Source organism: [Lactobacillus] rogosae (assembly GCA_900112995.1).
GTDB lineage: Bacteria > Bacillota > Clostridia > Lachnospirales > Lachnospiraceae > Lachnospira > Lachnospira rogosae.
Map to the genome: position 1 here is coordinate 97,842 of FONU01000004.1, position 14,493 is coordinate 112,334.

The window sequence follows — 14,493 nt, forward strand, 5'->3', positions numbered from 1 at the left end:
ATTTTTCTCCTATTCTATAATTTCTTTACTCTCTGCATATCCAATTTCAAATTCAATACAAAATTCTTTATTTAATACTGTTGTTTCATTAGTTGAATGTGATAATACTGTCGTTTCATTCATTCCTGTATTAAGCACTTCCGTATTTCCTGTATCAGGACTAAGTTCTGATGTATTGAATTTTTCTGTCTGTGGAGAAATTCCTATTCCACCTGTGCTTTTTATTAATTTACCAGATGGTGATATTTTATCTGTAAGCCTTCCTCTTGCAACATTAACAGGACTTGACTTATAATTTTTTTCTCCTGTATTTTCATTTTGTCTTCTAATATCTTCTATTGCTTTACGTGCTGTAATTCCAGTTAAATCTCCAATTATCCTTCTTATATCCAAAAGGAAAAATAAAGCAATTGCTATAAACAGCAAAACAACTGCAATTATATAAAATATTGTCGACATACTTTGTAATCTTTCTATTGACATATATCAGTTACCTCCATTTCCAGTTCCATAATCAATTGCAACTGATAATTTCGTATCGTTCAAAAGATTTAAAATGTTATTTTTTAAAGTCAAATCAGTTTCCATCTTACTTGCAATTGATTCAATATCTGAAAGCATTGCATCTATGTCCTGCTTTTCAACTCCATCTCTTTTAAATTTGGTAGCATATTGTTGTATAGAACTTCTTGCTAATTCAAGCATCTCTAAACGGACGATTTCTGTTTCATTGTCATTTTTACCAACAGATTCCATAAGCAATGAAAGATTATTGAAGAAATCTTGATATATCCCTCTATCCTCACCTGTTTTTTGTAATTCTGTTATTGTCGAATAAAAGTCTCCCACTGCATAATAAACTTCTGCCGTCCCTCTGTTCTCATATCCATCTGGAGCATATTCTTTAACTTTTCCAAACCAGTTTTTGGCATTTATAGCTGAGGTAAGTTTATTAGCATTTTCCTGATAGTAATACCAATATAACTTTCCAGTTTCATAACATATATCCGCATAATCCTTAGGATTCTTTATTAATTCATCCCTATTATTCGATATCAGCTTGTCTAATGTATTAGCTTCGCTATCAGTAAAATTATGATCATTATCACGAAACGCTCTTATTAATCCAAGATAAGCTTCTTTGTTTCCGCCTTGATTTGGTATTGCTATACAATCCTGATACAATTTTATTTTTTCATTATAATTAGATGTATCCTCTGCATTTTGCAATACTCTTTGATATTCTTCGGATGCCTTTTTATGTGCAACAATATTAAAGCTTAGTCCACTTACAGCAAATATTACACTTAAACTCAATGCAGCTATAAATCCACTAAGTTTTATTTTTTGCTTCTTTTTATATTCATCATCAATAACTTTATAATGATCTAATGCATACATAAGCTCCGCTGCTGACTGATATCTGTCATCTGGATTTCTCTGTGTACATTTAAGAATAATTCTTTCCAAGCCACTTGATAATTCAGGATTAATCTGTCTTATTGGCTTCATTTCATATGGTGGTTCACTTGGATTGCAGCCTGTAACCAGATGAAACAATGTAGCTCCGAGACAATATATATCTGTTCTTGCATCAGTCTGTCCCATTCCACCAAACTGTTCCGGTGCCGCATACCCCACTGTACCTAAGCATGTTGTATCCGCAAGGTTCTTTTCCTTAAATTCTCTTGCTGTACCAAAATCAATAAGTGTTACATTTCCATCTGGCTTTAACATTATATTTGCTGGTTTCATATCCCTATATATGATTGCCGGCTGTCTGGAATGTAAATATCCCAGTACATCACAAAGCTGTTTTGCCCATTCAATAACATATTCCTGTGGCTGTGCTCCATACTCTTCTAAAGCCTTATTAAGAGAATTACCTTCTATATAATCCATAATTATAATGAATGAATCTTCATTATCTATAACGTCAATAATACTAGGAAGGTTTTTATGATTAAGCTTTTTAAGAATATCTGTTTCAGCGACAAGTCCCTGCTTAACGGCTTCAAATTCCAAAACACCATCTTTTCGCACTTCTTTTACAGCCCATGTTTTGTTAGCTTTTTCATTAATCGCCATCCAGACAACACTCATACCGCCTTGTCCAACCTTACTAAGGATCTTATATTTGCCATCAACAAGTGAACCTACTTCAAGCATCTTTTTTCTCCTTTATCTAATATGTTCTTATAGATACAACTGTAATATTATCTCGTTCCTGCCTTTGCTTATTTATCTCCACAAGCGTATCCATATTCTTCTTCATAATATCTTTATCAAGCATAACTGACGGATTTAAATAATTATATATTTCATCATTACTTATCTCGTGCCTAAAACCATCACTACATAACATATACACGGCATCCTTTTTGGTATTTCCAATAAATATATCTGGATATATGTAATCAGATGCTCCAATACACTGTAAAAGAACACTTCTTCTGGCATCATATTTTGCCTGTTCTTCTGTCAGATTCCCGAGTTCTACTTCTCTTGAAACAACTGTCTGATCTTTAGTAAGAACTGACACTTTATCCATTATTTCATACGCACGGGTATCACCTACATTTATTATGTAATACTTCTTTTCTGTTATTAAAATGGCTGTAACCGTTGTTCCAACACCTGATGTTAATCCGCATTTTTTTCCATAATTTTTAATTTTTTCATTAAAATCTATTGCTATGCCACACCAATCTTTCTGAATATCTGCATCTTCCAAACCATTTTCACACAATATTGGCAGTTTCATATCAACCCAGTTACAAAATGCTTTAACAACTGAAGCACTTGCAACTTCTCCTTTAGATAATCCACCCATACCATCACATAACACTGCAAATGCCATTTTTTCTGACTGTGTTCTAATAACTCTGGCATTATAACTATCCTGATTAGTATTTTTTGTATTTCCTATATCGGTTGTTGCAGAAATAATAAAATCCACTATTTATTACCTCCCTTTGCATATAATTATGTTAATATAGCCTAAATAATTATTACTATTAACCATAATTAAAACATTCTAAATTCAAAGTCTTCATTTCCAAAACGAATTTTATCGCCATTTTCTATTTCAACTTCTATATTACTCTGTATCATTTTTCCATTGACATATGTATGGTTAGTCGAATTAGTATCCATTACATAATATTTAGAATCTCTTGTTATAATATTTGCATGACTTCTACTTACTGCTGTATTGTCACTTACAAAATAATCAACATAACTTTTTTCTTTTCCAATTCTAAATACAGGCTTATTGATCATAATTTTCTCATTGTTTTTCATCCTTATTAAGTTAGGTGAAATCATCTGTGGGTTTCTCATACTTGGATTTAAAACAGTTGTTCCGCCATTTCTTAACATATCAAGATTGGTAGTTTCTCCAAAATTCATCTGCTGTCCCTGCATAGGTGGCTGTTCCTGATTATGCTGTTGTGTCTGTACAAACGATTGATTATATTCCTGTGCTTTATTCTGTGATGGATTATTATAATCAGCTCTTACATTACCAACCTGTTCTTCTGTGGCTGCATATTCATTTTGAACAGACTGCTGTGGCTGAGTAACATTCTGTTGCTTAACCCTGTTTTGAACCATTGACATATTCTGCTGTCCCGGTATTGCAAAATTCTGCTGCCCATTCATACCTGGCATAGGTGATCTGACATTTCCTCCTTGCATAGATGGAACTCTCATTCCATTGCCTTCTGGCATTCCTGGAACATTAAAATTACCAGACTGTGGCTGTCCTTTTGGCATTTTGGGATTTTTATCTCTTTTATGCTTATTTCCAGCCTCTGGCATCCCCATATTCCCTGAAGCCATATTATTCTGAGCATTTGCCTTTTTAGCTGCTTTTTGTGCTTTATATATAGCTGCATTTTCTGCACTATAATGCTGTAAAAGATAAAATAAACTCATTTCCTTTTGTGTCCCTGACTGCTGATTTGTCTGGAACTGCTGTGACGAACGATTAATTGGCTGATTAGGCATATTACCATTTGGTATATTCATCTGTCTATTATTAGGCATAGGTCTTACAGGCTGCTGAAACTGCTGAGCCTGCTGACTTTGCGGTTTTGACTGTACTTGAATTGTTCTTTGCTGCTGTTGCACTGGAATTGACTGTGCCTGCTGTACAGGTACCTGCTGTGGCTGAACACTTCGGTTATTAATATTATTCTGAGCCATATTCTGCTGATTATTAATAGATTCATTCTTAACATTTGACAACATCTCAGTTACATTTCCATCATTTCTGATTTCTTCAAGCAGCATCTTAAAATCTGTAAGTGAAAATGCTGGAGAAGTATTAAGGAAATTGAAAATCTTTGCAACGTGATCAGAATTTTCTGTAGAATCAAATTGTGTATTCACCATTATATTTTTGAAAAATACACCCAAATCCGTTCTTTCTCTTTCAAGATTACTTATAGGAAGACATATTAACATCGCTTCACACGTAGATACATCTGCGAAAATATAATCTAAATCAAGTACAATTGCGTTAGAATCAATCATATAATCTTCTGCTGATAATAAACCATCAACAATTCCACTAAACACTCCAAGAAGTCTTTTCTTATTAACTGGTCCATTAAAAAATTGTCTTACTGATATTTTTGATGAAACATTATATTTTATATATCTCGTTTCATTCATCTGAGTAAATAATGTCTGTGCCAAACCTTGAATTTTGTTATTCGTAAGCATACCAAGACTTAATGAATCTACAACATCCGATTCTTTTACCTCATATACTAAATATGTACTTGCTCCTTGATTTTCGTATGTAAATTCCATAACTTAGTCCTCCCTGTTTAATCTATATAATTTAAGCAGCTGCCATTTATCGCCAACTTTTACAAAACAACTGCCTTTTTCGTTAAAATCTTTTGCACCATAATATTGTGGTTCTATCTTTATCTCCTCATTTGAATCAACAAATCCCCATTTTCCATCAATAAGAACCGCTGCCATTCCATTCATATATGAACGTGCATCATTATATGTATTATCCGAATGTTTCTTTCCTTCTTTATCTATAAAAAACCATTTACCATTCTGCTTAACAGCCGCATATGTATCATCGCTAAATAACTTTGCATCTTCATATACATCTGAACCAATTTGTTTTCCGGAAGTATCAACCATTATGTAGCCATTTCCCGTCTTGACAAACAATCTGTCATTTCTACAAACAATATTTTTTTCATCAATAATAATATCTTCATATTCTGTAGAGCCAACCTGCTTTCCATCTTTATTAATAATCTTCCATGCAGAACCTGTCTTTACTGCCCCTATATCTCCATTTATTGCAGTTGCATTATCATAATCACCAAATAATTTTTCAAAATCTTCATCAAGATATGAATATTTCCCATTTTCATTTCGTGCCGTCATTATTCCATTTATAAGTATTCCAAATTGCTTATATTTTTCATTCGTTGCCCTAACTTTTTCATCTGTTTTATCTATAAAATATGCATCACCATTTTTATCAATTACAGCCGCACAAGCAGCACCTGAAAAAGCATCTGCACTTTTATATTTCTTTTGTATCTTGCTATTTCCATATCTATCAACATATCCCCAGTTGTCATTAGCTCTCACTGCACAAAAATTATTACTATAAACCGATACTTCATCATAGGAGTTCAAATCAAGTCTGTACTTGTATTCAATTTCACTTTTTAATGAATCAATATAATCTGATGATATATTACGTTTATCTGCTATATCTAAAATAGAATAACAATTAGAATAATCATTAACAGACATATAATTTTGTAATATACAATCATAAGACTTAGAATTTCTAGGATATTGTTCAATAAATGTTTCACACCATGCAAGCCATGCATCATAACTATTTTCTTGTCTTGAGTAATAATCAGCCACCTCTTCATATATGTCAGCTGAAGATTTTACACTAAGTGCCTTACTATAATTTTCTACCGCATACTTAGTTACATTAATATCTGCATAATTTCTTGCTTCAGTTAGATATTTATTATATTCCCTATCTACACTTAGTTTGTTTGAAATAAGCCTATACCAAGAAAGAACCATTACTACAATCATAACTATTGGCACTAATTTTCTATAATTCTTCATAACTTACGCCTTTCTATAATCCTGTTAAAAATATACCTACAACAGTACCAGCATATATACTTGGTCCAAATGGTATTACATCTTTTCTATTCTTTCTTTTTAGTATTAATAATATTATTGATATAAAAAATGACACTATCAAAGAAAAAAATACTGAATTAAAAACTCCAAATAATCCCTGATACAATCCCATCAATGCAAATAATTTTATATCTCCCATACCTATACTGTTTTTGAATATTAATAAGATTATTAAAAAAAATCCCCCTATTATAATTGCTCCTGCCAAATCAGACTTAATTGTAACAATTACATCATCTTTTGAATTTATAAATTCAAATACATAAAGTATTATTCTTATAAATAATGCTATAATTAATAACTGATTAGGTATTCGATGTTCTTTATAATCAACAACTGCCATTGGGTATATAAAACTTATAAGTATAAGCATCTTCATTTGTTCTAAAAACAACGTATCAACATATATAGTATTAAATAAAACTATTACACCAATATTAATTATTGCTCCAACACACAAATAAATAATTCTATTACGTCCAAATCTTAAACAATCTTTATTAATATTTTTAAGACTATCACCTTTTAAATACTGACATGTTCCTACATAGCCAACTATAAGGATTAATAATGTCACAAATAATTCAATAACTATTTTCATTACTCTTCCTCCTGACTATTATTATTTGTGGTTTTGCTTGCACCATTTCCATAACTTTGTACAAGTTCAATAGATACGCCTTTGGTATCCGATAATTTTATAATTTCTTCCATTTTTTCTTTTAGCCCTGTATCTTCAGGAATAACTAAAATAACTTTATTCGATGCCCCTGAACAATCATTTGACGTCTTTGTTGTTACTCCATCTTTGGTTGTTTTTGTTTCCACTGTCTTTAAACCATCTGTTGTGCTCTTCATTTTTCCACATAAACGCTCAATAGACATTTTTATCGCTTCTGTACTTAAATCATCAACACTTTTTACATCTTCACCATCTTCTGAATATAATGGATTCATTGATGAAATCATTACAAACTCCTTTTTATCCGTACTATACATCTGAACATCAGTTAAACCAGCTGTCTTTTTATAACCTTCATCTTGTAAATCTTTGATAGCCATATTACGGATATAATTAGCTCTTTCTGTAACTGTTGCCTCTGTCCATAATGTATTATTAACAACTACATTATCCTTACGGCTTTGATATGCTGATTCACCCGTAAGCCAGCCATGTGTTACTGCTTTTTGATGAAAATGAAATGTTTGCTTTATTGGTAAAAGAGCTATAACCTTAACATCATATGAAACATCAACTGTTATCTCATTGGAACCGCTTGGAAATATTGTTGAATTAGAAAAATCAAGACTATCCAAATATGTATTCTTATCTGCTTTCTTTACTACACCTAATTCTTTTAAGCTGTCCTCAACATTACCACCTTTAGAATTTACAAGATGTTTTTTACACATTGCTTTTGATAAAGGAGCTGCAATTAATCTTGACTTTGCAAAATCAAGTCCCTTACTTGCTACAAGTTTAGACATACCATAAATAATTTTCTTGGGATCATCTGCTATATCCTTTATAGCATCTTCTATATTTCCACCAGCTGTCTGCATATTATTAATACTTTCCATTGCTGAGTCCATAGCATTAGTAATATCATCTATATTCGTATACTCCTGCTTACCCGTATTACCAAGATTTTGAATTTCATTAAACACTGTATCTACATTTGTCATAATTGTACTGATACTCTGTGTGTCATTTTTTCCTGCCTCTGCAAGCTCAGCTTCACTCTTGTTAAATCCAGTTAATGAATATAGATAACTATACTGTGATAATTCTCTGGCTGTTGTGTTGATAGCAATAGCTACCTTTGCCTGAACTAAAGCTATATTAACTATTGTTAGTATTGTTATAATTGCAAACATAAACGCTGTGAGAGAGATGGTTGCTTCTACAGTAACAACACCATTTTCTTCACTTGTCCGCATTTTCATATCCATCTCTCCTTCCTAAAATTCAAATAATTACTTAGTATTCCTTACTGTCTGTGCCATTGCGTTAACAGTATTCCTGACCTGATTTATCATATCGTCTGGCTGTGACTTATCTAAAACTGTTCCTTCAATACTGCATGGAATTCCATCCATAATAAACGAATAACCTATTGTATAAAGCTCATAATTACCTGTCTCTGCATGACACGCAAGTTTTCCCTCAAACTTATACATTTCCGTACCATTGACAGTAAGTTTGGAATCTTTTTCAACTTTTAGCTCATCAATTGTGGCATAATTTTGCATATTTTTTATATAATCTTTGAATACTCCCTCTTGTGCCTGCTCTAACGTTGTTACTTTTATTGTATCATCGGCTGTAATTGCAATATTAATTTGTCGTCCAATTACATATAACTTTGAAAATCCACTTTCAATTTCTTGATAATCTGGAACATTAATATATATTTTCTCTGCCGGAACTTGATAAATTTTTGTCAATTCTCCAACTGCTTGAGTTACGTTTTTTATTGTGTCGTTTTCATTTTCACCACTTAATTCCGTAGTACTTACCTTATTTTGTTCATTGTTTTCAATACTATAGCCACAAGCAATCAAAGACATTGTCACAATTAAACTTAAACTAATCACTATAAATTTTTTCATTTTTTCTCCTTTAACCACAATTTCTACATATTTAATATCCTTTAATGTTTTTATACTGAATTGTATACCAATTAGTATTGTCTTTTGGATTCCCCTGTACATCTGCAAATAAAGGAAGCGCTAACAATGTAGGTTTTACCTGTATTGTAGCCGATAATTCAACATACATTGAGGCCTTCGACATCTTAAATCCACTTCGATTAGGCTGCTTTGCCATATTTACCTGAATAACATCTGCTGTTCTTAAAATAACTCCTTCTTGATTTGTATAAAGACCAATAATCAAAAATAATCTAAGATAATCACTATATGCAAATGAAAGAAGGGACGTAACTCCTGTATTATCATTATCTTTACTTAGATTAACACCAGCGTTAGAATTTCCAAATATGCCATCAATCTTTGAATTAAGAGTTTCTTTAAGTTTATCAGCACCTTCACTCATTGAATTTTTAACCTCTTCTATCATTTGTGTTTTATATTCTGATACCTTTGAACCCGCCTTATTTATTTCTTCTGTTATATGTATTCTTACCTTACTTAAAACGCCATTAAGTTCCGCAGCTATGTCTTCTACATTTCCTTGTGCATCTTTTCCAGCATCTTCTATAGCTGTTATTACTGTCTCAATATAATTTTGCTTTATATAATCAACAGCCTGTTTTTTTACTATATATGAAATATCTGTTGACTTATCTACACCATTTCCTTCTTCATCAATCCAATTATCAAGTGCTGTTGATACATAATTAACCTTATCTATTGATTGATTTACCGCATATTCCTCTATTGCATTATTTGCAAGAGTCGTTAATTTCTGAATAGCTGTATTGGCATGCCTTTCAATCAAAGTATCATAAGCATTTCCCAAATAACCTGATATTTCTTCCTGCTTTGCATTAATATCTTTACTTAATTCCTCATCTGTCATATCAAGAAATTCTGACAATTTTTTCTGACTCTCATCAATTATTTTTGTACCAGTTTCTTTTACAATCTCTGTTACTTTCCCTTTGGCGTAATTTATTAATCCGCTAACCGATAATTGCCATGTTTCTTTATTTTTAAATAAAGGAACTTTTTCACCTTCTCTTAAATTTGACAAATCAAGACCTGATTCACAACAAGCAAGACCAATTATTATTCCTGCCTGTATAAGCGGAGCAGGAATAACTCCCAACGTTGCCGCAGATATAGGAGTTGCCATTGCAAATGCTGTTTCTCTTATCTCAGAAGATGTAAATGCATATATAAGGTTAAATCCTAACCTAATACCATATATTGAACCATATGCTTTTATTAAATTCTCACTGTTACTTCCACCATATATTACATATTCTATTTCCGAACCATATGCAAAATTATTATCACTATTAATAGATGTGTTAGTTATTGATGTAACCGTAGTTCCTGGATGTTGTTTTTCATTCTCCTTCTCTATAGTGTCGTAACTAAACATTCCCATAACATATTCAGAAAAATAAAGATTATCTCTTAACTCTGTTGCCATATCCACTATTTTTTCTGCAAGTCCTGAAAATATTGAACTAAGACTTTTACTTGTATCTTTAGCTGCATTATCTCCAGCTGTTACAGATGCTGAAGCTGTTTCGCTTCCTCCTGAACCACTTGACGGCAAATCAGATTGCTCACTTATTTGATTGCCACTCTTAGCATCAGGTATAGTGGCCTTTGATTCTGCATCACTTTTAGCTTTATCTTTTATACTATTATATAAGGCTTTTCCACTATCACTTGATGTATTTTCTTCTTTTTCTTCTGTAGATGTTGAAACTTCACCAACATTAAAGTGTGTATACAAATATGAATAAAATTCTAATTTATCTTTAATAAGATTTGCCTGCGTTCCCGACTGATTTTCCCATGACACGTCAACTGAAGAGCCAATATTAAACCGTTCATTACACCAGCTGTTTGCTTGATTTTCCAAATCAGTACTATCTGTTGAAACATTTTTTAAATTATCATCACCTATATTCTGACTTAATATATATGTAAATGTAGAATAATCACTTATCTCTCCAATCGGCGTATTAAAAAATGTATAACTATCTATTTCATTCAACATATCTCCAAGATGTGAGCCAATATTATTTAATCTATTAATAAGATTATCAACATCACTTTCTTTTAAATATGAAGATAAATTATTAATTTCAGCCAAATCTTGCTTTGCCATAGTTGTATTTTTTAATTCAGATGAACTTGCAGAGGATTTCCAATCTGATTCCTTTTGTTTTAAAGACCCATCTGATTTAATTTTATTTTTAACATCATTCAAATAAGGTATTGCTAACTCTATATTATTTTTAGCATTTTGTATTGTTGCCCTGTAGCCATTTATCTGATTATAAAGTTCTGTAACCCTATTAGCTGTTGCTTCAGTATTAGTATCTGCATTATTTGCATATCCCTGTAATGTACTATTATATTGTGATATTGTAGTATTAAATACACCTGATAATGCATCAAACTGATTCATATATTTTTCATAATAGTACGAAAGTTGATGTGCACTATTTTCATCACATATTGTATAATAATCTTCTGTTACACTCTTACCAGAAGCATTTGTTGCCGCATTTTCGTAAGCATTTTTTAGCTTGCTATACTTCTCATACAGTGTTTTCATAGCAAAAACCCAATTTTCATACAGATTTTTTCTATTTATCTGCACAAGGAACTGTAAACCGTATGTATTTCCATTATATTCTGGCAGATTATTTTCTGCTTTTTTCAAATCATTATAAGAATTATAATAATCTACCAATCTGCCTTTTATATTTTCTGCCGTTGCCTTTTTTTCATTCGAATAATCAGACAGTTTATCATATGTATCAAGCTTTGATGTCTTATCACTATTGGTATAAAATACAGCAACTTCTTTTTCTTCATCATTAATTTTTATATTTTCTTCACCTATATAATATGAATAATTTGTAAATCCACTATATGATTGTGTATCATATAAATCTTTTATAACCTTTTTAGCTAAATTTTTATACTCATTTTCATATTCATCAAAATTATTTTTCATATTTGAAAAATAATCACCATCACTTACAAATCCACTTTTATTGTATTCATTTATATATTTCCATGCACTTTGTGCCGCTTCCATAACAGTCTGCTGTTCTTTATAGTATTCCGTTCTCTTATCAACAAGCTCTGTCTGTTTGCTAAGTGTGGTAAAACTATTAAGTGATGATAAAAATCCTAATCCTGTGTTAATTGGAGCTCTATATTTCATAAAGTTAACAACTTGATCTTTTAATATAGAAGCATTAGCAAGCGATGTATCGCTTCTTTTACTTACTGTAAAATCAGTAACTTCCATATTAAGAATATCATTAGTATTCTTGTTATCCGCTACAAGACCTAATTGTGACATTATCTGATTAACATATGAATCTGCATCAGTTGAACTGACCCCTGCAGAAGTAATACATGTCTTATAATAATCTTCTAATTTTTCATACAAATCATCTGTATCCTGCGCTGTTGCAAACAATCCATACATATCTTTAAGCAATGAATCATAATCTGTCAAAGCAGTGTTTAATGTCAAATCTCCTGCTGATGCTGCAACGCTGCCAGCAAGCTGTACTCTGCTCGCATCAACAAATAATGCTGATATCACCATCATCGGAACAAGTATTATTACAAGAAATACTGATACAACACCTTTTGTTTTTGAAAAAAATTTAATCACTTAATTCACCACCCTACTTTTTTGCAAATGAAGATATGAAATCATTAACCTTACTAAATGCTGATTTTATAAAATTTCCAACTTTAGTTTCTTCTGCATAATCTATAACCATATCTGTATTACGTATAAACTCTGCCGTATCATTCACAGGCACTTCTGCTCTTGATGTTATATGAAGTATAGTTGCTTTACTTTCTCCTAAAAGCCTTATTGGAAACTTAATTTTATAATCAACGTCCACTGAAAATGTTGAATAAACTATATAATTATTAAACTTAGCTATCTTATCTCCCGATGTATTAATCTGAGGTTTCATATTTTTAAAAAATCCTATAGTATTTGTGCCCAGTTCTTTTTGAATGTTCTGTGAAACTTTTAATTCTATAGAATCCATACCTCCAAATATATATCTATATGGTTCTGTTTCTAATTCATCAAGACTTGGTACACTTCCTGTATTTTTTATTGTCTCAAGCATAGGGTCTGCACAATAATTAGCCCCTATTATAGCCTCCTGCTTAACAAGTGATTCCACTTTTGCCTTAAGATAAAAAGCATTTCCCATATAGATAAGGAAAAAAAGAACAATAAACATGATAGGAAATATAATTGTAGCTTCGACTATTACTTCACCATTTTCACTTTTATTCAATTGTTGTTTTAATTTTTCTACCATCTTTATCACCCTCTTTAAACACTTAATTAATGAAACCTACTCAGAAAAATCCTTTCAGTTTCATCACAAAAATTTATTTTTTATTCTCCTGACTTAATAGCATTATCCGCAGTACCTTCAAGCGTTTTAAATAAGTGTTTAATAAGATCATTCAATTGTGTCTTAAATACTAAAGCAACAATTACAACAATTCCCATAAGCACCACAATTGCTACAATATCTACTGCACCACTTTCATCCTTAAAGAAATCTTTTACCTTCAATCTTGCAATGTTTGCATACATTAACATAGTATTAAGCATCATTTTTAATTCCTCCTTTATAAAGTTATCTTTTTGCTCTATGTATAAGTTTTAATAAAGCCTCTGTTATACTCCCAGATTTGCAAATATTGGAACCATAATCATAATAAGAATTCCAATAAACATAATGCAAATAGGAATAAGCAGCTTTGCTGCCGCTTTCTCACCTTCTCTTCTTACAATCTGCTTCTTTAATGACCACACTTCTTTGCTCTGTTGTTGAAGCATCATTGTAAGTTCGCTGTTACCTTTTGTAACACCCTGTATAATTGTCGAGGTGAATTTTTTAATCTCTGGTATCATACATCTAGAACCAAAGTTATAAAGAGCATCTACTTCTGAAACGCCATTATTCATTTCAACTAAAGCATTTTGCATTTCAATATATATAGTAGATGAACCCGTATATGCCGTATCTTCCCATGCTTCTCTAAGTATCATTCCTGCATTAGTTAATAATGCAAGCTTTGAAACAACTTCCGAAAAGTCGTGTAATAACTCATCAGAACGCTTTAATATTTTCTTTGATGTCATTGTTCCGAAATAGTAATACATAAGTCCTGCCATCGCAAAACCAATAATGCACGCTAGTACTTCGGATGTGAGTCCATACAATGCAAACGATATTACAAAAATTAATAATGCTATCGTTATCTGTTGTGAATGAATAACTCTTAAATAATACTCTGAATATTTTTCTCCATATAATACATCCAGCTCCTGTCTTAATTTTCTGTCTTTTTTAGATTTGTAATTATATCCAATCATTTCAAGAACTGCATATCCCATACCATATATATCCTTTAATCTAAATTCATTCTCAGATAACACCTCAAACATAGAATTATATTTATTACCTTTAATAAATAAAATCATCCATATTATCAAGGCAACAGCTCCAAATATTATGAATACAAAATCAAGTATTGATAATTCTAACATTTGCCCTC

Annotated in this window: 12 protein-coding genes; all 12 read right to left on the reverse strand. The window is 31.4% G+C overall.

All coding sequences use genetic code 11. The annotated features are described in order from the left end of the window. Positions 1–9: 9 nt before the first annotated feature. Positions 10–483 carry a hypothetical protein gene (locus tag BM157_RS01295; RefSeq protein WP_090139631.1) on the reverse strand — a complete coding sequence of 158 codons (474 nt, stop codon included), beginning with the start codon at positions 481–483 and terminating at the stop codon, positions 10–12. A 3-nt stretch (positions 484–486) separates the two neighbouring features. After that, positions 487–2,169 (reverse strand): serine/threonine protein kinase, encoded by a 1,683-nt coding sequence (locus BM157_RS01300; RefSeq protein WP_090139633.1) that lies wholly within the window; start codon positions 2,167–2,169, stop codon positions 487–489. A 16-nt stretch (positions 2,170–2,185) separates the two neighbouring features. Continuing rightward, entirely contained in the window at positions 2,186–2,959 is a 774-nt protein-coding gene (locus BM157_RS01305) for a PP2C family protein-serine/threonine phosphatase (protein ID WP_090139635.1), read from the reverse strand. 68 nt (positions 2,960–3,027) lie between these two features. Next, complete coding sequence (locus BM157_RS01310) at positions 3,028–4,821, reverse strand: DUF6382 domain-containing protein (protein WP_090139637.1); 1,794 nt, start codon at positions 4,819–4,821, stop codon at positions 3,028–3,030. Positions 4,822–4,824: 3 nt separating this feature from the next. Continuing rightward, the gene (locus BM157_RS01315) at positions 4,825–6,138 is read right to left on the reverse strand and encodes a WG repeat-containing protein (RefSeq protein WP_090139640.1); all 1,314 of its coding nucleotides are present in this window, start codon (positions 6,136–6,138) and stop codon (positions 4,825–4,827) included. Between the two features lie 13 nt (positions 6,139–6,151). Next, positions 6,152–6,820 carry a prepilin peptidase gene (locus BM157_RS01320; protein ID WP_090139642.1) on the reverse strand — a complete coding sequence of 223 codons (669 nt, stop codon included), beginning with the start codon at positions 6,818–6,820 and terminating at the stop codon, positions 6,152–6,154. Next, positions 6,820–8,166, reverse strand: coding sequence for a hypothetical protein (locus BM157_RS01325; RefSeq protein ID WP_318255723.1), 1,347 nt, complete (start codon positions 8,164–8,166; stop codon positions 6,820–6,822). The genes BM157_RS01320 and BM157_RS01325 overlap by 1 nt, the downstream gene beginning before the upstream one ends. Before the next feature lie 30 nt (positions 8,167–8,196). Continuing rightward, complete coding sequence (locus BM157_RS01330; protein WP_090139646.1) at positions 8,197–8,832, reverse strand: hypothetical protein; 636 nt, start codon at positions 8,830–8,832, stop codon at positions 8,197–8,199. A 31-nt stretch (positions 8,833–8,863) separates the two neighbouring features. Beyond that, positions 8,864–12,565 carry a DUF5702 domain-containing protein gene (locus tag BM157_RS01335; protein ID WP_090139649.1) on the reverse strand — a complete coding sequence of 1,234 codons (3,702 nt, stop codon included), beginning with the start codon at positions 12,563–12,565 and terminating at the stop codon, positions 8,864–8,866. Positions 12,566–12,578: 13 nt separating this feature from the next. After that, the gene (locus BM157_RS01340) at positions 12,579–13,241 is read right to left on the reverse strand and encodes a TadE/TadG family type IV pilus assembly protein (RefSeq protein WP_090139651.1); all 663 of its coding nucleotides are present in this window, start codon (positions 13,239–13,241) and stop codon (positions 12,579–12,581) included. 80 nt (positions 13,242–13,321) lie between these two features. Then, positions 13,322–13,546 carry a Flp1 family type IVb pilin gene (locus BM157_RS01345; RefSeq protein WP_090139653.1) on the reverse strand — a complete coding sequence of 75 codons (225 nt, stop codon included), beginning with the start codon at positions 13,544–13,546 and terminating at the stop codon, positions 13,322–13,324. 63 nt (positions 13,547–13,609) lie between these two features. Then, the gene (locus BM157_RS01350; protein WP_090139654.1) at positions 13,610–14,485 is read right to left on the reverse strand and encodes a pilus assembly protein TadC; all 876 of its coding nucleotides are present in this window, start codon (positions 14,483–14,485) and stop codon (positions 13,610–13,612) included. Between the last annotated feature and the right edge of the window lie 8 nt (positions 14,486–14,493).

Excerpts from the sequence above, each read along its gene's own strand:
- BM157_RS01310 (WP_090139637.1), bottom strand. The coding sequence starts at position 4,821 with ATGGAATTTACATACGAAAATCAAGGAGCAAGTACATATTTAGTATAT.
- BM157_RS01320 (WP_090139642.1), bottom strand. The coding sequence starts at position 6,820 with ATGAAAATAGTTATTGAATTATTTGTGACATTATTAATCCTTATAGTT.
- BM157_RS01325 (WP_318255723.1), bottom strand. The coding sequence starts at position 8,166 with ATGAAAATGCGGACAAGTGAAGAAAATGGTGTTGTTACTGTAGAAGCA.
- BM157_RS01345 (WP_090139653.1), bottom strand. The coding sequence starts at position 13,546 with ATGATGCTTAATACTATGTTAATGTATGCAAACATTGCAAGATTGAAG.
- BM157_RS01300 (WP_090139633.1), bottom strand. The coding sequence starts at position 2,169 with ATGCTTGAAGTAGGTTCACTTGTTGATGGCAAATATAAGATCCTTAGT.
- BM157_RS01340 (WP_090139651.1), bottom strand. The coding sequence starts at position 13,241 with ATGGTAGAAAAATTAAAACAACAATTGAATAAAAGTGAAAATGGTGAA.
- BM157_RS01295 (WP_090139631.1), bottom strand. The coding sequence starts at position 483 with ATGTCAATAGAAAGATTACAAAGTATGTCGACAATATTTTATATAATT.
- BM157_RS01315 (WP_090139640.1), bottom strand. The coding sequence starts at position 6,138 with ATGAAGAATTATAGAAAATTAGTGCCAATAGTTATGATTGTAGTAATG.
- BM157_RS01330 (WP_090139646.1), bottom strand. The coding sequence starts at position 8,832 with ATGAAAAAATTTATAGTGATTAGTTTAAGTTTAATTGTGACAATGTCT.
- BM157_RS01350 (WP_090139654.1), bottom strand. The coding sequence starts at position 14,485 with ATGTTAGAATTATCAATACTTGATTTTGTATTCATAATATTTGGAGCT.